Below are 19,438 nucleotides of genomic sequence, written 5' to 3'. Positions count from 1 at the left end.
GAGATCCATGCCCCACATCGTCGCCATTGGCACCTATCTACCCTCATGGGGGTGTGACACACATCGCATTGCCGGCGATGATGAGGACGCCATCACACTTGCTGTTGAAGCGGGCCGGGCGGCGCTGTCCGAGGGCGGCGCCGTCGAGCGGGTGGTGCTCGTCAGCCGGGACCTGCCCCTGGTGGAGAGCAGTAACGCCGCGGTGCTGCTGGCCGGTCTCGGTCTGGATCCTGAGCTCGAGGTCGACGAGCGGCTCGGCGGCGCCCCGGCCACGCTCGACGCGGTCAGCTCGGCTCGGCCGCGCACGCTGGTCATCGGCTCCGACTTGGATCCGGCTGGGGCAGCGGCGATCCTGACCGGCGAGGACGGCTTGCAGGTTCGTACCGCCGCGCGGGTGGCCCGCAGTCTGCCGGTCCGCACCCGCAATGCCGACGGGGTGGTGCACGACTATGGCGACCCGCGGCTACTCCACGAGCGCGGGCTGGTCGCCTCGCTGGCAGCGGCCTGGCTCGACACTCCGGTCGCGCTGGCCGGCGTCGACCATGATCGCGCGATCGAACTGTGCGGCGGCGAGCCACCTGTCGTGCCGACCGCGGGTGCCAGCGCAGGGCTGTTCGCCTTGGCGGCGCTGGCCGAGTCGAATGTCAACGGCCCGTTGGTTGCCGTGGAACAGGCCAGCCTGTCCGGCGTGACGGTGGCCGGCGGCGGTGCTGCCGTCTACCGGCGCGAGCCGACGGCGCAACCGCGACCGCAGACCAGGGCTGTCGCCGGACCCGACATCCCGATCTCACTGGCCGCCTATGAGCGGGCGTTCGAAGCCAAGGTGCGGTGGGAGGCCGGCCGCCACAGCGGCAGCGAGGAACTGGACTTCCCGCCCCGCTACCGTCTCGACGATGCCGGCCGGCTGGCCACCGACTACGAACTGGTGCCGCTGCCCCGGGTGGGAAGCGTCTACACCGAAGTCACCGTTCACATTCCGGTACCGGGTCTGCGAACGCCCTACTCGTTGGTGATCGTCGAGCTCGACGGTGTCGGTGTGCGCGCACTGGTCAAAGTCACCGGATTCGAGGCCGGGACCGTGCGCATCGGAGATCGTGGTCGGCTGACGCTGCGCCGGGTCGCCGTGCGATCGGGTGTGCCCGACTACGGGTACGCGTTCGAGCCGTACGCGCCCGCGACCCCGCGGACACCGTCGGTCCGGTCATGGGGTGCGGCATGAGACGTGTCGCCATCGTCGGCGCCGGGATGACGGCGTTCGGCGAGCACTTCGCCCTCGGGCTGAAGGACCTGCTCCCGATGGCGTTCGCCGAGTGTGCCGCCCGGGTTGACAAGGGCGTCAACAAGTCTGAGATCGACGCCGCCTGGTTCGGTGCGATGGGAACGGCCGACGGTTTCCCGGCGGGGATACTTGCCGATTCGCTCGGACTGCCCGACCTGCCGGTGACCCGGATCGAGAACTCCTGTGCGACCGGCAACGACGCGGTCCGCAATGCCCTCTACGGCATCGCCTCCGGTGCGGCCGATGTCGCGCTGGTGATGGGTGCGGACAAATTGCGGGAGACCGCTTCCAAGCAACTGCTGTGGGAGTGGGAGGCGATGGCCCGCGACATGGCGTGGGACTATCCGCTGGGATTGGTCGCGCCCGCGGGGTTTGCTCTCCATGTTGCGCGCTATTTGCACGAAACTCCGGCCACGCGTGAACACATGGCGATGGTGGCGGTCAAGAATCACCGGCACGGCCTGTCAAATCCAAAGGCGCGGCTCCGCTTCGAGGTCACCATCGATGAGGTTCTCGCCGCGCCGATGGTGGTCACACCGTTCGGCGTCTACGACTGCGCGCCTCAAAGTGACGGCGCCGCAGCGCTTTTGTTAGCAGCCGAGGATGTGGTGGACCGTTTCACCGACCGGCCGGTGTGGATCCGCGGGGTGGGGCTGGGTTTGGATTCCGTGATGCATCAGCACAAAGCGGATATGACGACGTTCCCGGCGACAACCCGTGCGGCGAAAAGGGCTTTTAGAATGGCAAATTTGACGCCCTCGGATATCGATGTGGCGGAAGTTCACGATTTCTTCACCGGCATCGAATTGATCAGCTATGAAGATCTCGGCTTCGCCGAACCCGCAGAGGCCTACAAGTTAATGGAGGCCGAGGTGACTTGTGTGGGTGGAGCTTTGCCGGTGAATCCCAGCGGCGGCCTGAAGTCCAAGGGCCATCCTCCGGGTGCCACCGGAGTGGCCCAGTGCGTGGAACTCTTCGACCAGTTGCGCGGGGAAGCCGGCAATCAGGTGGATGGCGCCCGAATCGGTTTGGCTCACAACATCGGTGGTCCGACAGCAGTCGCTGCGGTGACAATCTTGGAAGGACCGGGTGGCCATGGCGGGTAAGGGGGCCGAGCGTTGGTCGCCGGGCATCGCTCTGAATGGGCTGTCGGGTCCGATGCAGGCTATTGGTGGCTTGTTTGCGATGTCGGCTGATGCTGTGCGGTTTGTGTTTCGGAAGCCGTTTCAGTGGCGGGAGTTTTTGGAGCAGGCGTGGTTTGTGGCGCGGGTGTCGTTGGCGCCGACGTTGTTGGTGGCGATTCCGTTCACGGTGTTGGTGTCTTTCACGCTGAATATTTTGTTGCGGGAGTTGGGTGCTGCTGATCTGTCGGGGGCGGGGGCGGCCTTTGGTGCGGTGACTCAGGTGGGTCCGTTGGTGACGGTGTTGATCGTTGCGGGTGCTGGGGCGACGGCGATGTGTGCGGATTTGGGGTCGCGCACGATTCGTGAGGAGATCGACGCGATGGAGGTGCTGGGGATCAACCCGGTGCAGCGGTTGGTGACGCCGCGGATGTTGGCTTCGGGTTTGGTTGCGCTTCTGTTGAATTCGTTGGTGGTGATCATCGGGATTTTGGGTGGTTATGTGTTCTCGGTGTTCGTTCAGGATGTGAATCCGGGGGCGTTCGCGGCGGGGATCACGTTGTTGACCGGGGTGCCGGAGGTGATCATCTCGTGTGTCAAGGCGGCGTTGTTCGGGTTGATCGCGGGTTGGTGGCCTGTTATCGGGGTTGACGATCACCGGGGGTGGCGCCAAGGCGGTGGGTAATGCGGTCAATGAGACGGTGGTGTACGCGTTTATGGCGTTGTTCGTGGTGAACGTGGTGGTCACGGCCATCGGTATCCGGATGAGCGCCCGGTAGATGGCGTCGTTACAGGCTTTGTATCCGCGGATCGCCCGGCAGGTGCGCCGCCCGTTGGGCACGATCGGGCGGATCGGGGATCACACGATCTTCTATGGTCGGGCGATCGCGGGCACCCCGCACGCGGCGTTGCATTTCCGTAAAGAGATCATCCGGTTGATCGCCGAGATCTCGATGGGTGCGGGCACGTTGGCGATGATCGGTGGCACCGTGGTGATCGTCGGGTTCTTGACGTTGGCCGCCGGTGGGACGTTGGCGGTGCAGGGCTATTCCTCGCTGGGCAATATCGGTATCGAAGCACTCACCGGCTTTTTGGCCGCGTTCATCAACGTGCGCATCAGCGCCCCGGTGGTGGCCGGGATCGGCCTGGCCGCCACCTTCGGGGCGGGGGTGACCGCCCAGTTGGGGGCGATGCGGATCAACGAGGAGATCGACGCCCTGGAATCGATGGGCATCCCCCCGGTCGAATATTTGGTGTCCACCCGGATTGTGGCGGGCATGGTGGCGATCACCCCGCTGTACTCGATCGCGGTGATCCTGTCGTTTGTGGCCTCCCAGTTCACCACCGTGGTGTTGTTCGGCCAGTCCGGCGGCCTCTATGACCACTACTTCAACACGTTCTTGAACCCGATCGACCTGCTCTGGTCGTTCCTGCAGGCGATCTTGATGGCCATCACGATCCTGTTGATCCACACCTACTTCGGCTACTTCGCCACCGGCGGACCCTCCGGGGTCGGCGTCGCGGTCGGCAACGCGGTACGCACCTCCCTGATCGTCGTCGTCTCGGTCACCCTGCTCATATCCCTGGCCATCTACGGCTCCAACGGCAACTTCAACCTGTCCGGATAGGGAGATGACGTGACACGAAATCTCGGTCCGGGTCCGGCCGACCGGTCGGAAACCGAAACCGCCGCCGCACCGGTGGCGGCCCGAACAGGCGCAAGCTTCGGCGCGACCGGGTGGGCGCGACCAGTGGCCGGCCTGTCCACAGTGGTCGTCGTGGCGGCGATCGTCGCGGTCGCGGTCGGCCTGTTCCGTGGCGACTTCACCAAAACTGTTCCGGTGACCGTGATCTCGGACCGTGCCGGCCTGGTGATGAATCCGGACGCCAGGGTGAAGATGCGCGGTGTGCAGGTCGGCAAGGTCGAGTCGATCCAAACCCGGCCCGACGGCACTGCCGAACTGCGGCTGGCGATGGATCCCGCGCAGCTGCGCAAGATCCCGTCCAACGTGGTCGCCGACATCGCCTCGACGACGGTCTTCGGCGCCAAGTACGTCAACTTCGAACCCCCGACCGATCCCTCGCCGAAACCCATGTACGCAGGACAGGTTCTGCAGGGCCAGCACGTCACGGTCGAGATCAACACCGTGTTCCAACAGCTGAACCAGGTCTTGAACAAGATCGACCCGACCCAGCTCAATGCAACGCTGGGTGCATTGTCGAAGGCGTTCGCGGGGCGCGGTGAGCAATTCGGACAGACCGTTGCCGATTTCGACAGCCTGCTGGCCAGGCTGGAGCCCAGCCTGCCGAATATGGCCAAGGACATCGAACTGACCGCACCGGTGGCGGCCGCCTACGCTGACGCCGCACCGGATCTGGTCCGGACGGTGCAGAACACCAACAAGATCAGCCAGAGCATCGTCGACGAGCAACAGAACTTGGATACCTTCCTGGTCAACATGATCGGCCTGGCCGATCAGGGCAACGAGGTACTCGGCACCAATCAGCTGGCGCTGAGCAAGGTGCTTCACTTGCTGGCGCCCACGACAGCCTTGTTCAACGAATATGCACCGGCGATCAACTGCACGCTCGAGGGCATGAACGTCGCCCGTTTGCAGCCGCCTGCTATGGATCCTGGCGTGATCGTCAACGTTGCTTTCACATTGGGCATCGAGCGATACCGCTATCCGTCCAACCTGCCGAAGGTCGCGGCCACCGGCGGTCCGCAGTGCATGGGCTTGCCGAACATCGGTTTCGGCAACAAGTCCAAGTACCTGGTGACCGACACCGGTGCCAACCCGTGGCAGTACGGCAACCAGGGCATCGTGCTGAACTCCGATGGTCTCAAGCAGCTGTTGTTCGGCCCGCTGGACGGACCGCCGCGCAACACCGCACAGATCGGACAACCCGGATGATGCGCACCACAAGCACATTGGTCAAGTTCGGCGTGTTCGCCGTCGTGATGGTGGTCCTGACCGCGTTCCTGTTCCTGACATTCAGCAACTACCGCAGCGGCTCCACCAACGGATATTCGGCTGTGTTCGGTGACGCCTCCCGCTTGAAGGAGGGAGACACGGTCCGCGTCGCCGGTGTTCGGGTGGGCACCGTCGACAGTGTCGACCTGCTGGCAGACAAGAATGTCCTGGTCACCTTCGATGCCGACCGCGACATCGTGTTGACGACGGGAACCCAAGCGGCAGTGCGGTATTTGAACCTGACCGGCGATCGGTACCTGGAACTCGTCGATGGACCCGGCTCGACCCGGGTGCTGCCGGCAGGCTCCCGAATACCCAAGGACCGAACTCAGAGCGCGCTGGATCTCGACCTGTTGCTCGGTGGGCTGCGGCCGGTGATTCAGGGGCTCAACCCGCAGGATGTCAATGCCCTCACCGCATCGCTGATCAACATCCTGCAAGGGCAGGGTGACACTCTCGATTCGCTGTTGAGTAAGACCACGTCATTCTCGAATGCGCTGGCCGACAACAGCCAAACCGTCGAGCAGCTCATCGACAACCTCAAGGTCGTCGTCGACACACTGGCCAAGGACGGCGACAAGTTCTCCGGCGCCATCGACAAGCTCGAGAAGCTGATCTCCGGTTTGTCCCAGGACCGCGAGCCCATCGGGACGGCGATTACGCAGCTGGACAACGGAACTGCCTCGCTGACCAGCCTTCTCGACCAGGCCCGCGAGCCGTTGAAAGGTGATGTCGAGCAACTCAATCGTCTGGCACCGCTGCTGGACGACCACAAGATAGTGCTCGATCGGGGTCTGCAGCGCGGTCCGGAGACCTACCGCAAACTGGCCCGACTTGGGGCTTATGGCAGCTGGATCATGTACTACATCTGCGGGTTGTCCATCCGGGTGACTGATCTGCAAGGACGGACCGGGGTCTTCCCGATGATCAAACAAGAATCCGGTAGGTGTTCGGAGCCCTAATGCTGAAATACCGAGCTTCAAACCTTTGGCGCGCCGGCTTTCTCGGCGCGGTCCTGATCATGCTGGTGATCGCTGTCGGGTTGCAGCCCGAGCGTTTGGTGCAGCTGGCCACTTCGGTGCGTCATCAGGCGCTATTCACCGAGGCCGGTGGGATCACCGTCGGCAACGACGTGACGCTGTCCGGCATCAAGATCGGTTCGGTCACCGACGTTGCACTGGACAACGGCGATGCGCTGGTCACCTTCACGACGGCGGGCAAGTACGCGCTGGGCTCGCAGACCGCGGCGCACATCCGCACCGGCTCGCTTCTCGGCGAGCGAGTGCTCACGCTGGAATCGGCAGGCAGCGGCACTCTTCGCTCCGGCGACGTGATCCCGACGACCCGCACGTCGTCGCCCTACTCTCTCACCGAGGCCGTCAGTGATCTGACCAGTAACACGGCCGGCACCGACACTGCGTCGCTGAACCAGTCGCTCGACACCCTGTCGGCGACGATCGACCAACTCGCACCGAAACTGGGACCGACCTTCGACGGCCTGAGCAGGTTGTCGCGATCGCTCAACAGTCGAAACGAGAACCTGGCCGGTCTGTTCAAGAGCGCCGCCGACGTCACCACAGTGTTGGGGCAGCGCAGCCAGCAGCTGAATACGTTGATCCTCAACGCCAATGACCTGCTGGCCGTGCTCAACGACCGGCGTGAGGCGATCGTCGACCTACTGGCCAACACCGCCGCGGTGTCGGCGCAGCTGACCGGTCTGGTGCACGACAACGAGGACAAGCTGGCGCCGACGTTGCAGCGGCTGAATTCAGTGGTCGCAATGCTGGAGAAGAACAAAGACAACATCGGCAAGATGCTGCCGAGTGTGAAGAAGTTCATCCTGTCCGAGGGCGAGACGCTGGCCAACGGCCCGTACTACAACGCGTATGTGCCGAACCTGCAGCCCGCACAGTTGCTTCAGCCGTTCATGGACTATGCGTTCGGCTTCCGCCGTGGCGTCAACGCAGGCCAGCCGCCGGACAACGCGGGGCCGCGCGCCGAATTGCCGCTGCCGTACAACGGTATTCCGGGAGGGTCCCGCTGATGATGCGCAGACGTTGGGTGAAGGTGCTGTCGGTTCTGCTGGCCGGGCTGCTGGTGGTGGGTGCGGCGGTTCTCGTGCGGAACATCTTCTTCGGCCCCAAGACGGTCAACGCCATTTTCACCACCGCGACCGGCATCTACCCCGGTGACGACGTCCGGGTTTCGGGTGTCAAGGTCGGCACCATCAAGGCGATCGAACCGCAGGGCACCCAGACCAAGCTGGTACTCGACGTCAACCGCGACGTCCCGATTCCCGCCGACGCCAAGGCGGTGATCGTGGCGCAGAACCTGGTCGCCGCCCGCTACGTGCAGTTGACGCCGGCCTACCGGAACAACGTCGGCCCGAAGATGGCCGACGATGCGGTTATCCCGCTGGACCGCACGGCAATCCCGGTGGAGTGGGATGAAGTGAAGGCACAGCTCATGCGGCTGGCCACCGACCTCGGACCGCAAAGCGGCGTCTCCGGTACGTCGGTGTCACGCTTCATCGACAGCGCCGCCAACGCACTCGACGGCAACGGTGACAAGCTGCGCCAGACCATCACCGAGCTGGCCGGAGTCTCCCGCGTCCTGGCCGGCGGCAGCGGCAACATCGTCGACATCATCAAGAACCTGCAGACCTTCGTCACGACCTTGCGCGACAGCAACGAGCAGGTGGTCATGTTCCAGAACCGGCTGGCGACGTTGACCAGCGTGATAGACGGCAACCGCTCGGACCTCGACGCCGCTCTGAAGAACCTGTCGGTGGCGATCGTGGACATCCAGCGGTTCGTCGCGGGCAGTCGTGATCAGACATCGGAACAACTTCAGCGGCTTTCGAATGTCACCACGAACCTGCTGGACAACAAGATGGAGATCGAGAACATCCTGCATATCGCGCCGAACGCGTTGACCAACGCATACAACATCTACAACCCGTCGTCGGGAAGCGCAGTGGGACAGTTCGTGTTGAACAACTTCTCCAACCCGACGGAATTCGTCTGCGGGGCAATCGGAGCCATCGAGAACACGACAGCCCCGGAAACGGCGAAGCTGTGCAGCCAATACCTCGGTCCGGCCCTTCGCCTGCTGAACTTCAATTACCTGCCGATCGGTATCGATCCGTATCTGATGCCCGCCGCCGCTCCCGACGAGATCGTGTATTCACAGCCGAATCTGGCACCGGGCGCCGGCGGCCCGACGCCCGATGTTCCGCCGCTGCCGCCCTACCATTCGGCGTACGAGGGTGTTACGCCGGGACCTGCGCCGTTCACCGGCCGCGCACCAGGTGAGGCACCGCCGGGTGCGGCGCAGTTGCTGCCGGGTGGATCTCCGGCGATACCGCCTTCGGTGATCTCGTCGTTGCCCGGCATGTTGAACCCGGCTGGCGCGTCGCCCGGTCCGGCACCAGGTCCCCCGATGGCCGCGGAAGCAGGAGGGACACCATGATCAGCGGAAAAGCCCTGCAGCGGGCTGTGATCACCGGGTCCTGCGTTGCGCTGGCCACCAGTGCGTGTGCGTTCCAGGGCGTCAACTCGCTGCCACTGCCCGGCGCCGTGGGCCGCGGGTCCGATGCCGACGTCTATCACGCCGAGGTCGCGAATATTGCGACCCTGGAACCGAACTCGCCGGTCATGATGAACGACGTCGTCGTCGGTAGCGTGCGGAAGCTAACGGTCAAGAACTGGCACGCCGACGTCGAATTCTCGGTCAAGCCCGATGTTGTCGTGCCGGCGAACGCTGTGGTCAGCGTCGGCCAGACCAGCCTGCTCGGTTCCATGCACCTGTCGTTGAACACTCCGATCGGCCAAGGGCCGAGCGGGAAGCTCAATCCGGGCGCGACTATCTCGCTGAATGCATCCTCGACCTATCCGACCACCGAGCAGACACTGGCCTCGCTGGCGGCTGTGGTCAACGGCGGCGGGCTGGGCCAGATCGGCGATGTCATCCACAACTTCAGCACTGCTGTCACCGGCAACGAGGCTGCGTTCCGCGACTTGATCACCCGACTGGACACGTTCGTAGGAACGCTGGACGGCCAGCGCGACAACATCGTCTCGGTGATTCAGTCACTCAATCGGATGGCATCGACGTTTGCCGGGCAGCGTGACGATCTGAGTCGGGCGCTGCAGAAGATTCCGCCGGCCATTGATGTACTCATCAAGGAAAGGCCAACGCTCACAACGGCTTTGCAGAAGCTCGGTACCTTCAGCGACACGGCGAACCGACTGGTCAACGAGTCGCAGGCCGACCTGGTGGCCAACCTGAAAAACCTGGAACCGGCGATCAAGGCGTTCGCCGACGTGGGGCCAGACCTGGACGCGTTGCTCGAGTATGCGATCCACTTCCCGTTCACCCAGAGCTTCATGGACCGCGCTATCCGAGGTGACTACTACAACCTGTTCGCCACCATCGACCTGACCATCCCGCGGTTGAAGCGCACGCTGATGCTCGGGACGAGGTGGGGAGACGCCAGCGCACAGCTCGTTCCCGCGCCCGGCGATCCGGCATATCTCAACTACACCTATGACCCGCTCAAGACGGGAGTTGCGCCCCCGCCACCTGATGGCTTGGACGACAATCCGCCGGTGACACCGCCGCCGGCGGCGATCGCCGCCGCGGGCCCGATCCTGCCTCTTGTGCCACCGTCGCCGACCGGGCCCCCGGGGACGCAGATCTACACCCAGGAGCAACTGGCCGCCACGGGAGTGCAACCGATTTTCGCCGGACCCTATGGGGCCCCGGCAAATCCGCCGGCCAACACACCGCCGGCGGCGTCGACGGGAGGGGGCGGCTGATGCTCACACGGTTCGTACGCACCCAGCTGATCATCTTCACGATCGCCTCGATCGTCGGCGTGGCCATCATGATGTTCGCCTACGTCCAGTTGCCCACCCTGCTGGGATTGGGCAGGATCACGGTCACGCTCGACTTGCCCGCTACCGGCGGTCTGTACCAGTTCAGCAATGTGACGTATCGGGGCCTGCAGGTCGGCAAGGTGACCTCGGTCGAGCTCACCGATACCGGCGCCCAGGCGACGCTGTCGCTGGATACCTCACCGAAGATCCCAGCCGACCTCAAGGCCGAGGTACGCAGCATGTCGGCGGTGGGTGAGCAGTACGTGGAATTGTTGCCTCGCAATGACAAAGCGCCGTATCTGCAAGACGGTTCCGTCATTCCGGTCGGCAGCACGTCGATCCCACAATCGGTGGGCCCGATGCTCGACCAGGTGAGCAAGCTGATGGACACCATCCCCAAGGACAAGCTCAGCCAACTGCTCGGTGAGACCTACCAGGCGTTCAACGGCACCGGCTATGACTTCGGTTCACTCCTCGACTCGGGAGCGACAATCACCCGCGACGTCAACGGGATCGCCGACAACACCAGGGCTTTGATCGACGACGCCCGCCCGTTCATCGGGGCGCAGGAAATGACCACCGACTCGATCCGAACCTGGGCGCAGAGCCTGGCCGGTATCACCGAGCAGGTGGCCGACAATGACCCGCAGTTCCGGTCGATCCTGCGTGACGGTCCCGGCTTCGCGCAGGAGACCTCACGGCTGCTCGAGCAGATCAAGCCGACGCTGCCGTTGCTCTTGGCGAACATGACGACATTCGGTCAGATCTTCCTGACGTACAACAAGTCCATCGAGCAGCTGCTGGTGCTCGTTCCTCCGTTCGTCGCCCAGATCCAAACCTACCTACCAAGCAACAGTCCCGCGGGCCTGCCGAACGGTGACTTCGCCTTGGGCCTCGGCGATCCCGCGGCGTGCACGGTCGGGTTCATGCCGCCGTCGTCGTGGCGCAACCCGGCCGATACCTCGGTCATCGACACACCCGATGATTTGTACTGCAAACTGCCGCAGGACTCGCCGGTCGCGGTTCGCGGTGCGCGCAACTATCCGTGCATTGAACATCCGGGTAAGCGGGCGCCGACAGTCGAGCTGTGCAACGACCCCAAAGGTTTTCAGCCGTTGGCTCAGCGGCAACATGTGACCGGTCCCTATCCGATCGACCCGAACCTGATAGCCCAGGGCATTCCGGTGGACAGCCGAGTGCTACCGGATTCCAACATCTATGGGCCGCTGCAGGGCACGCCGCTGCCGCCGGGGGTGAGTGCGCCGCCGCCCGGTGCCCCGCCGATCGACTCGCCACCACCGAACTTCGCGGGCACCGGACCGGGTCCGCTGTTGCCCGGTCAGCCGATCTACGAAACCCCGCCGGTGACACCACCCGGCCCGCAGGGCGATATCGGCCCCGCGCCGATCAACCTGCCGGGACCGGAGAACATGCTGCCGCCCGACCTGCAGCCGCCACCGCCGCCGGAATCTGATGTTCCGCAGGTGACTCCGAGTTCGTTCAGTCCAGCCGGCCATAAGGCGCCCGCCTTGCAGGTCGCCAAGTACGATCCGCGTACCGGTCAGTACATGGGCAGCGACGGCACGCTCTACCGCCAGACGAACCTGGCCAAGCCGGCGACGACGTGGCAGGACATGCTGCAGAGCTGAAAGGGGATGACAATGCCTGTATCTCGGGTACCGACCGCCATCGGCGCGGTGGCCGTCCTCGCTGCCATCTATAGCGCGGCGCCCGCTGCGGCAGAACAGAATTGGGGTATCAACGGCACTTTCCTGACATCGTCAAACGGCGAGTGGGCGAAGGTCAACGACCGTTATCAGGACCAGCCGTCCGAGCGTCAAACCTGGACGATCTCCACCCAGTGCATTTCACCCACGGAGTGCACCGGAACCGTGCACAGTGACGCGGGCTGGACTGCCCCCATCTTCACCACCGATGGTCTGTACTACGTCAAGCGCACTATTCCGAACTGGCGGTTCTGTGCCGACGGAGCGGCAATCGAGGGTTTCCAGGAGTACAAACTCTATCCGGTTGGCTCCGACGGCCACTTCGACCTGGCAGCAACGGAATACACCGGCGAGAATCGGGTTATCGGACCGAGCGGGTCGTGCGGTCGCAATCAGCCGCCGGTGATCCATATGCCGTTCTACATGAAACCGGCGTAGGCCACTACCAGTTCTTCAGCGAGCACAGCGCGCCCTTGGGCCCGCTGTCGCGCTTCACGACCTGGCCGTTGATCTCCAGGGTGCAGTTGAAACCGGCTGCGGCCTTGGGAATTGCGCCCGTGGCCTGGACGACGACCATGCTCCACTGGATCGGGTCGGTCAGTGTGGCCTCGAGAACCCACGGCTTGTTCGGCCCGACGGTCGCTTCGACATTGGGGCTGAAGACATACGGGTCGTGGCTGTAGTCCGAGAATGTCGGCGGATCGGTGTCGCGGTAATAGATCTCTGCGATGACGGGTTTGTCGGAGGTCACGGTGTAGCGCACGTTGTACGCGGGCGGTGGCGGGGGAGGAGCCGGATCGCCACCGGGTAGCGGTTCGTCGGCCACCGCTGGCGTCGCGAAACCCATTGCGGCGCAGAGGACGACAAGGGCAGTGCCGGACAACTTCGAAGACAGTCTCATGGTCACATCCGGTTCAGACTGAACGGGTAGGTGAAGCTGCCGCCCGCGGCGCCGTCGCACCCGGCATCGAATGTCGAGACCATCGAACCGGCAAGGGTGTTCGCGTCCCAGGTGTACACGTCGTGGGTGGGAATGGTTGGGCCGTAGTAGATGTCACCACACCGCAGGCCGAACGGGTCGTCGATGGTGAAGGTGTACTGGCCGTTGACGAGCGGCGCGTCGCCGGCACTCTGGACGGCCTTGGCGATCGGCCGCGGCAGCGTGAGGATGTGGATGCAATTGGGGAGGTTGTCATATGTGTCCGGTGCTTTGCATGGCGTCAGCGCCGACCAGACCCAGGTATGAAAGTCCCTGCGGTCGGGCATGATCAGCTCGTAATTGCCGAGGTTCATCTCAGCGGATGCCGGCGGTGCGAGTGCCACCGTTGCCGCCACCACGACTGTGGTGATCACAAGGGATTTCACGCTGGCTTCCTCCACGTTCGGTGCGCACGGTGCGAAGCCCCGGATATCGCACGCCGCGAGATTGGCATTCTCGTCATCGGAGAATACTATCTTCCGCCTTCCCGGAGAAAGGGTTTGGTGGTTCTGTTCGCCGGTCAGGCGAATTCGACGTCCGACACCTTCAGCTGGTCGCCATCCCGCTGCAGGCTGACCACGACCCGCCACACCCGTGGCTGCTGGTCCTCCTTGGGGGCATCCGGCCCGGTGCGCTGCGAGGTGGCCGCGACCAGGACGGTGGCCGAATCCTTGTCCATCGACTCGACGGCGGTGTCGTTGACGGTGACCTTGGTGACGACCTTCGATTGCTGCATCGCCTTGATCAGATCGTCGGCGCCGTCTTGGAAATTGGCTTTGAACTTGCCCGTCGAGTCGTCGATTACCCGCTGCACGCTCTCTTTGGCCTGATTGAAGTCCATCGACATCAGGTTCACCACGCCTTGCCGCGCTGCGGCCGAGAACTCGGCTGTGCGATGCCGCTGTGCCTCGGCGTCCTGGTGTTTCCACACCATCCATCCGGTGCCGCCGAGCAAGCCGATGATCGCAAGAATGGCCACCGCGGCGGCGATGGTCTTACCGACGGGCAGGCGCCGTCGGCGCTTGTTGTCCGGCGCGGCAGGCGATTCGATGTCCCCGGCAGGGGCAGGTTCGGTGCCCTCGGTGGTGTCGACTTCGGCGTTCTCGGGATCGGTCCCGGTCTCCGGGACTGCCGGCGCCTCGTCGCGAGACTCGGCCAGCTTGCGGCGCAATTCGTTTGCGCGGGCCCGGGCTGCCTCGGCCCGAGCCTCCGCCGCCGCCGCCGCAGCCTCCGCCGCCTCGGCGGAGTTCAGGTCGTCGGGGTCGGGAGCTTCGGATTCACGGTTGCCCGGCGGCATGGGACCCTCCTCGTCCATCGCGGTCGCATGGCGACGCGCGACGCTAGCACTGCCGCCCAGCATTACACAGCGGCTAACCCGGTCTGTGGGAGGCGGGTTTTTCTTCCCGGTTTCTTTTCTGAGCCGGAGAATTCGGTTACCGAATATGCGAGAGTGTTCGGGTGCGATCGACCGTGGCAGTTGTTGCTGGACTCATGGCGGCTGGAATGCTGATGCCGGCGTCGGCGTCCGCGGATCCCGACGGGCCGCCGATCAACGCCAACGAATGCAATGACGCGTTCTGCACCCCGGGTATCACGCCGGGTGTCGAACTCGGTGCCCCGTGCAGCAATACGACGTATTACGTGTTCGGCGTCGACACCCGTAACAACTGGGGCCGGTTGATCTTCTGCGGCTCACCGCGGCGCTACGAACCGCGGTATTTCCGGTCGCCGCCGATGGTGGGCGTCAAGAATCTGAACACCGACTGTGTGGGCTATGAGAACTCCGTCGCGCAGGCTCCCGACGGGATGTTTTTGACCTGCGTCGCGGCCGGCGGGCGGACCCGCTGGGTGCAGGGCGACGCCTGAGTCACCCGTGCGGGGCGACGGCTGGGCGCCGCCCCGACAACGTCAGCCTCTGCCGGTGAACCGGACGTGGATGTCGGCCAGCCCGCGCAGGATGTATGTCGGCTCGTAGTTGTATCGACGGTTCTCGGCCGAGCCGTGGAACTCCTCGTCGATGGTGATCTCGCCCATCCGGTCCAGCATGCGTTCCAGCGAGACCCGTCCCTCCACCCGCGCCAGCGGTGCGCCGGGGCAGGAGTGGGCACCGCGGCCGAACGCGATGTGCTCGCGGACGTTGGGCCTGCGGACCTGGAATTCGTGGGGGTCGGTGAACCGCCGCGGATCTCGGTTGGCCGCACCGGGCAACACCATGACGACGGTGCCGGCCTTGATGTTCATGCCGCCGAGCGTCGTGCTCCGGCGGGCCAGCCGGGAGTCACTCTTGACCGGGCTTTCCAGGCGCAGTGACTCCTCGACGAAGGTCGGGATCAAACTGCGGTCCTTGCGCAGCGCCTGCTGCAGGTCGGGCCGCTCCACCAGAGCCTTGATCGCCGCCGACAGAAGCTTGGCGGTGGTCTCCTGCCCGGCGGCGAACAGGAACGTCGCGGTGCGGGCCACGTCGATGACCTCCGGGATCGATCCGTCCGGGTACGTCGCGCTCGCCAGGTCCGTCAGGACATCCCCGCGGGGGTTGCGGCGACGGTCTTCGAGGTAGGCGCAGAACTTCTCGTCGAGGAACTCCAGCGGGTTGAGGACCATCGTCTCCTGGTCGAGGTTTCCGACCCGGGCGCCCGGCCGATCGGCGCCGAGCACCGTGCGGAATTCCTTGTGGTCCTCTTCGGGGACGCCGAGCAGGTCCGCAATTACCAACAGCGAGAACGGTTTTGCGTACTCGGCAAGGAACTCGCTGCAACCCAGCGAGAGGAACTCGTCGAGCTGGCGATCGGCCAGCCGCCACATGAAGTCCTCGTTCTCCTTGAGGCGCTTGGGCGTCAGCAAGCGGCTGAGCAGTGAACGCGCCTTGGTGTGGTCGGGCGGGTCCATCGTCACCATGTGCTCGTACATGGGGAACTGTTGGCGGTGCGCGTCGATCTGCGCGTTGAGGTCGTCGCCCTCCGGGGTGAACGGCAGGGGCGGGAACGGGCCGCCGAGAGCCACGATGTTGGAGAAGGCATCGGCATTCTTGTAGACCTCAAGGGCTTCTTCGTAGCCGGTGACGGCGACGAATCCGTGCGGCTCAAGTCGCAACACCGGGCTCTGCTCACGCAGATAGTCGTAGTACGGGTAGGGGTCGGGAACCAGCGACTGATCGGTGAGGAAGTCAACGGTGGCGAAATCGGTCATGCGTGTAGTTCCTCCCGGCGGGCTGATTGCTGAGCACCTGCTTAGCATGGCGTAAAGTGCGTGGTCAAGGCCGGAACCCATAGGCCCACGTACTATCGGCGTGTTCGATCGGCGGTCGTGGACAGAGCAGAGGTGGCACATGGCATCGGCGCGGCGGATAGGTGCGCCCGACGCGAAGAATCGCGCGGTGCTGTTGGACGCCGCTGAACAGCTGCTGATCGAAGAGGGCTACGCGGCGGTGACCTCACGCCGGGTCGCCGAGAAAGCGGGACTGAAGCCGCAACTCGTGCACTACTACTTCCGCACGATGGACGACCTGTTCCTGGAGATCTTCCGCCGCTACGCCGATCAGGGAATGGAAGCCCACCGGGTGGCGCTGGCCTCGCCGCAACCCTTGTGGGCGCTGTGGCGATTCGGGATCAACCCGGACGCGAGCCGTCTGACCATGGAGATGGCGGCGCTGGCCAATCATCGCAAGGCGCTGCGCACCGAGATGTCGCGATACGCCGAGCTGTTCCGCGAGCAGCAGCGCGAGGTGTTCGTGACCGCCCTGGACCGGCACGGGGTGCTGCCCAGCGAAGTGCCGCCGGTGGTGTGGTCGATCCTGCTGACCGGCCTGTCGACGGTGGTGATGCTGGGCGAGGCGCTCGGCGTGACCGCGGGCCACGCGGAGACCATGGAACTGGTCGAGCGCTACCTCACGCTGATGGAAGGTCCGCCGCAGTCGGTGGAAGACTCAGCTCACCAGTGGCGCAGCGAGCAGAGCGCGCCCTTGGGGCCGGAGTTCTCCGCGACGACGACGCCGTCGACCGCAAGCACGCAGTGAACGTTCGGCGGGGTGGGCGATAGCCCGCTGGTGGCCGCCACCATCGCCCACTCGTCGGGGTTTGCCAACTGAACGTTGAGCACCCACTTCTTGGTGGGGCCGATATCCGCCTCGACCTTCGGGCTGAAGACGTAGGGGTCGTGGCTGTAGTCCGACCAGTTCGCCGGTTCGGTGTCCCGGTAGTAGATGTCGGCAGCCCGGAACGGCAGCTCGGAGAACACGCTGTAGGTGACTTGGTGCAGCGGCTCCTCGGCGCCGGCGGGAGCCGACGAACCGGCGACGCACACCGCAGCCAGTGCAACCGCAGAACACATCCGGACTAAGCGCATGGCTCAGTTTGGCATGGGAAAGTCCTCCCGGGGCACGGTTTCTTGTGTGGTGGGACCTTCTATGCGACAGTGCGCTTAGAGAACTCTATTCTCGCTTTCGGCGAAGCAGCATTCCCAGTAAGGGGGTCGGCCATCAGAGACGCGCTCATTCTCGACGCGGTGCGCACTCCTCGCGGCCGGGGTCGCCCGGACGGCGCGCTGCACGGCATCCATCCGCAGGATCTGTTGGCGCAGTGCCTCACCGCGACGGTCGATCGGCTGGGCTTCGATCCCGCCGCCGTGGACGACGTAATTGCGGGCAACGGAATCTTGGCGGGGGAGCACGGTGATGACATCGCCAGACTGTCGCTGCTGCTGGCCGGCTGGCCACAGACGGTCCCCGGAATGACGTTGAACCGGTTCTGTGGGTCCGGACAACAAGCCGTCACAGTGGCGGCCGCCGGGATTGCCGGTGGCCAACAGGATCTGGTGGTGGCCGGCGGCGTGGAGTCGATGTCACGGTGGAACGTCGGTGTCGGAACGCCGACCATCGACGGCGCGAATCCGGCGTTTCGGCGACTGTACCCGACCGTGCCGCAGGGTATTTCGGCCGATTTGATCGCCTCGGTGGAAGGATTCGGCAGAGCGGACGTCGACGCATTCGCGGTCGCCAGTCAGGACCGCGCCGCAGCGGCGATCGCGGGCGGATACTTCGACCGGTCGATCATCGCGGTGCTGGGCGGTGATGGCGAGATCGCCGCGGACCGCGACGAGCATCCTCGGCCGGGAACGACAGTGGAAAAGCTGGCCACGCTGCCGCCCGCCTTTGAACGCATGGGCGCAGCGAACCTGGACGGCGAGAACCTCAGCTTCGACGAGATCTGCTTGAGCCGGTACCCCGATGTGGCGCGCATCGACCACGTGCACCACGCGGGCAACTCCTCGGGCGTCGTCGACGGTGCCGCGGTGGTGACGCTGTCATCAGCTGACTGGGCGCGGGCTCACGGTGCGGTGCCGCGCGCGCGGATTCGCGCCACCGCGGCGATTGGCAGCGAGCCGATCATCATGCTCACCGCACCCGGCCCGGCGGCCGAGCGCGCTCTGGCCAAGGCCGGAATGACAATCGGCGACATCGATCTCTGGGAGATCAACGAGGCGTTCGCCGCAGTGCCGCTCAAGACGATTCGCGATCTGCGCCTGGATCCGGAACGGGTCAACGTCAACGGCGGAGCGATCGCGCTCGGACATCCGATCGGGGCAACCGGGGCCATGTTGATCGGCACAGTGCTCGACGAGTTGGAACGTCGCGACCGCACCACCGGCGTGGTCACCATGTGTACCGGCGGCGGAATGGGTACGGCGACCGTCATCGAGCGGGTGTGATGACCGAGACCCTCGAGCTCGAGACGCCGGCGCCCGGCGTCCTTCTGATCCGGCTCAATCGCCCGAAGCAACTCAACGCGATCAACGAGGTCATGCGCGACGAGCTTGCGCTCACCGTGGCTGCGGCGGGGCGGGACCAGTCGGTACATGCGGTGGTGATCACCGGTGCCGGTCGCGGCTTCTGTTCGGGGATCGACATCCGTCACTTCGGCCCGGGCATGCTCGATGCCAACGCCCCCGCCATCGACCGGCTGCGCTTCCAGGAGGCGATGGCGGGTCTGGTGCGCGCGGTCGCCGACCTGCCGCAACCGGTGATCGCGGCGGTCAACGGAGCGTGCGTGGGCGCAGGATTGGCGCTGAGCTTGGCCGCCGATATCCGGATCTGTTCCACCGCAGCCACATTCGGCAACGCTGCGATCCTGCTCGGACTGTCGGGCGCGGAGATGGGGATGAGCTATCACCTGCCCCGGATCGTCGGGGCGGGGGTGGCCGCGGACTGGATGCTCACCGGCCGCACCGTGCCTGCTGAGGAAGCGGACCGTCGCGGGCTGGTCAGCCACCTGGTGGAGCCCGAGGAGCTGGTCGAGCGATCCGTGGATATCGCCCGTCGGGTCGCCGAACTGGCGCCGTTCGGAGTTCAGCTGACAAAGCGTGCGCTGCAGGTCAACATCGCCGCCGCGGGGCTGGGCCCGGCGCTGGAGCTGGAGAACCGCAATCAGGTTCTCAGCCACGCGACCGATGACGCGGCCGACCGCCGATCCACCTGGTCGTAAT

General features: G+C 64.9%; 19 protein-coding genes and 1 pseudogene. 15 read left to right on the top strand and 5 right to left on the bottom strand.

What is annotated here, in order from left to right; genetic code table 11:
• The first annotated feature begins 7 nt into the window (after positions 1-7).
• The 11 genes and pseudogenes from G6N32_RS19035 to G6N32_RS18985 all read left to right on the top strand — a co-directional run bounded on the left by G6N32_RS19035 (position 8) and on the right by G6N32_RS18985 (position 12,420).
• Positions 8-1,219 (top strand): OB-fold domain-containing protein, encoded by a 1,212-nt coding sequence (locus tag G6N32_RS19035; protein ID WP_115320915.1) that lies wholly within the window; start codon positions 8-10, stop codon positions 1,217-1,219.
• Entirely contained in the window at positions 1,216-2,385 is a 1,170-nt protein-coding gene (locus G6N32_RS19030) for a thiolase C-terminal domain-containing protein (protein ID WP_115320914.1), read from the top strand. Before G6N32_RS19035 ends, G6N32_RS19030 begins: the two co-directional genes overlap by 4 nt.
• Positions 2,375-3,179, top strand: a pseudogene (locus G6N32_RS19025) (MlaE family ABC transporter permease). Before G6N32_RS19030 ends, G6N32_RS19025 begins: the two are co-directional and overlap by 11 nt.
• A complete protein-coding gene (locus G6N32_RS19020; protein ID WP_115320913.1) occupies positions 3,180-4,028 on the top strand; it encodes an MlaE family ABC transporter permease in 849 nt (282 codons plus the stop codon).
• Positions 4,029-4,037: 9 nt separating this feature from the next.
• On the top strand, positions 4,038-5,315 hold the full coding sequence (locus G6N32_RS19015; protein WP_115320912.1) for an MCE family protein: 1,278 nt from the start codon (positions 4,038-4,040) through the stop codon (positions 5,313-5,315).
• Entirely contained in the window at positions 5,312-6,337 is a 1,026-nt protein-coding gene (locus tag G6N32_RS19010; RefSeq protein ID WP_115320911.1) for an MCE family protein, read from the top strand. Before G6N32_RS19015 ends, G6N32_RS19010 begins: the two co-directional genes overlap by 4 nt.
• Positions 6,337-7,419 carry an MCE family protein gene (locus tag G6N32_RS19005; protein ID WP_115320910.1) on the top strand — a complete coding sequence of 361 codons (1,083 nt, stop codon included), beginning with the start codon at positions 6,337-6,339 and terminating at the stop codon, positions 7,417-7,419. Before G6N32_RS19010 ends, G6N32_RS19005 begins: the two co-directional genes overlap by 1 nt.
• The gene (locus G6N32_RS19000) at positions 7,419-8,846 is read left to right on the top strand and encodes an MCE family protein (RefSeq protein WP_115320909.1); all 1,428 of its coding nucleotides are present in this window, start codon (positions 7,419-7,421) and stop codon (positions 8,844-8,846) included. The genes G6N32_RS19005 and G6N32_RS19000 overlap by 1 nt, the downstream gene beginning before the upstream one ends.
• Positions 8,843-10,195 carry an MCE family protein gene (locus G6N32_RS18995; protein WP_115320908.1) on the top strand — a complete coding sequence of 451 codons (1,353 nt, stop codon included), beginning with the start codon at positions 8,843-8,845 and terminating at the stop codon, positions 10,193-10,195. The genes G6N32_RS19000 and G6N32_RS18995 overlap by 4 nt, the downstream gene beginning before the upstream one ends.
• Entirely contained in the window at positions 10,195-11,904 is a 1,710-nt protein-coding gene (locus G6N32_RS18990) for an MlaD family protein (protein ID WP_115320907.1), read from the top strand. The genes G6N32_RS18995 and G6N32_RS18990 overlap by 1 nt, the downstream gene beginning before the upstream one ends.
• Positions 11,905-11,916: 12 nt before the next feature.
• Positions 11,917-12,420, top strand: coding sequence for an Rv2253/PknI dimerization domain-containing protein (locus G6N32_RS18985; RefSeq protein WP_115320906.1), 504 nt, complete (start codon positions 11,917-11,919; stop codon positions 12,418-12,420).
• Between the two features lie 4 nt (positions 12,421-12,424).
• Here the strand turns inward: G6N32_RS18985 and G6N32_RS18980 are convergent, their stop codons facing one another.
• The 3 genes from G6N32_RS18980 to G6N32_RS18970 form a co-directional block, all read right to left on the bottom strand.
• Positions 12,425-12,883 (bottom strand): Rv2576c family protein, encoded by a 459-nt coding sequence (locus G6N32_RS18980; protein WP_115320905.1) that lies wholly within the window; start codon positions 12,881-12,883, stop codon positions 12,425-12,427.
• A gap of 2 nt (positions 12,884-12,885) precedes the next feature.
• Entirely contained in the window at positions 12,886-13,347 is a 462-nt protein-coding gene (locus G6N32_RS18975) for a hypothetical protein (protein ID WP_115321421.1), read from the bottom strand.
• Positions 13,348-13,481: 134 nt separating this feature from the next.
• The gene (locus G6N32_RS18970) at positions 13,482-14,258 is read right to left on the bottom strand and encodes an Rv1363c family protein (RefSeq protein ID WP_115321419.1); all 777 of its coding nucleotides are present in this window, start codon (positions 14,256-14,258) and stop codon (positions 13,482-13,484) included.
• 194 nt (positions 14,259-14,452) lie between these two features.
• Between G6N32_RS18970 and G6N32_RS18965 the strand changes: the two genes are divergently transcribed.
• A complete protein-coding gene (locus G6N32_RS18965) occupies positions 14,453-14,827 on the top strand; it encodes a hypothetical protein (protein WP_410433015.1) in 375 nt (124 codons plus the stop codon).
• 42 nt (positions 14,828-14,869) lie between these two features.
• On the opposite strand, the gene G6N32_RS18960 is transcribed toward G6N32_RS18965, so the two are convergent.
• Positions 14,870-16,147 carry a cytochrome P450 gene (locus G6N32_RS18960; RefSeq protein WP_115320903.1) on the bottom strand — a complete coding sequence of 426 codons (1,278 nt, stop codon included), beginning with the start codon at positions 16,145-16,147 and terminating at the stop codon, positions 14,870-14,872.
• Between the two features lie 139 nt (positions 16,148-16,286).
• Between G6N32_RS18960 and G6N32_RS18955 the strand changes: the two genes are divergently transcribed.
• Complete coding sequence (locus G6N32_RS18955; protein ID WP_115320902.1) at positions 16,287-16,973, top strand: TetR/AcrR family transcriptional regulator; 687 nt, start codon at positions 16,287-16,289, stop codon at positions 16,971-16,973.
• Here G6N32_RS18955 and G6N32_RS18950 read toward each other — a convergent pair.
• Complete coding sequence (locus G6N32_RS18950; protein WP_115320901.1) at positions 16,889-17,287, bottom strand: Rv2576c family protein; 399 nt, start codon at positions 17,285-17,287, stop codon at positions 16,889-16,891. The genes G6N32_RS18955 and G6N32_RS18950 overlap by 85 nt on opposite strands.
• A gap of 162 nt (positions 17,288-17,449) precedes the next feature.
• Here G6N32_RS18950 and G6N32_RS18945 point away from each other — a divergent pair, with 162 nt between their 5' ends.
• Complete coding sequence (locus G6N32_RS18945) at positions 17,450-18,664, top strand: acetyl-CoA C-acetyltransferase (protein WP_264028880.1); 1,215 nt, start codon at positions 17,450-17,452, stop codon at positions 18,662-18,664.
• On the top strand, positions 18,664-19,437 hold the full coding sequence (locus tag G6N32_RS18940) for an enoyl-CoA hydratase/isomerase family protein (protein WP_115320900.1): 774 nt from the start codon (positions 18,664-18,666) through the stop codon (positions 19,435-19,437). The genes G6N32_RS18945 and G6N32_RS18940 overlap by 1 nt, the downstream gene beginning before the upstream one ends.
• Position 19,438 lies beyond the last annotated feature (1 nt).

Source organism: Mycolicibacterium aichiense (assembly GCF_010726245.1).
Lineage (GTDB): Bacteria > Actinomycetota > Actinomycetes > Mycobacteriales > Mycobacteriaceae > Mycobacterium > Mycobacterium aichiense.
The sequence above is the reverse complement of the archived record's forward strand: the minus strand, read 5'-3'. Positions and strand labels throughout refer to the sequence as shown.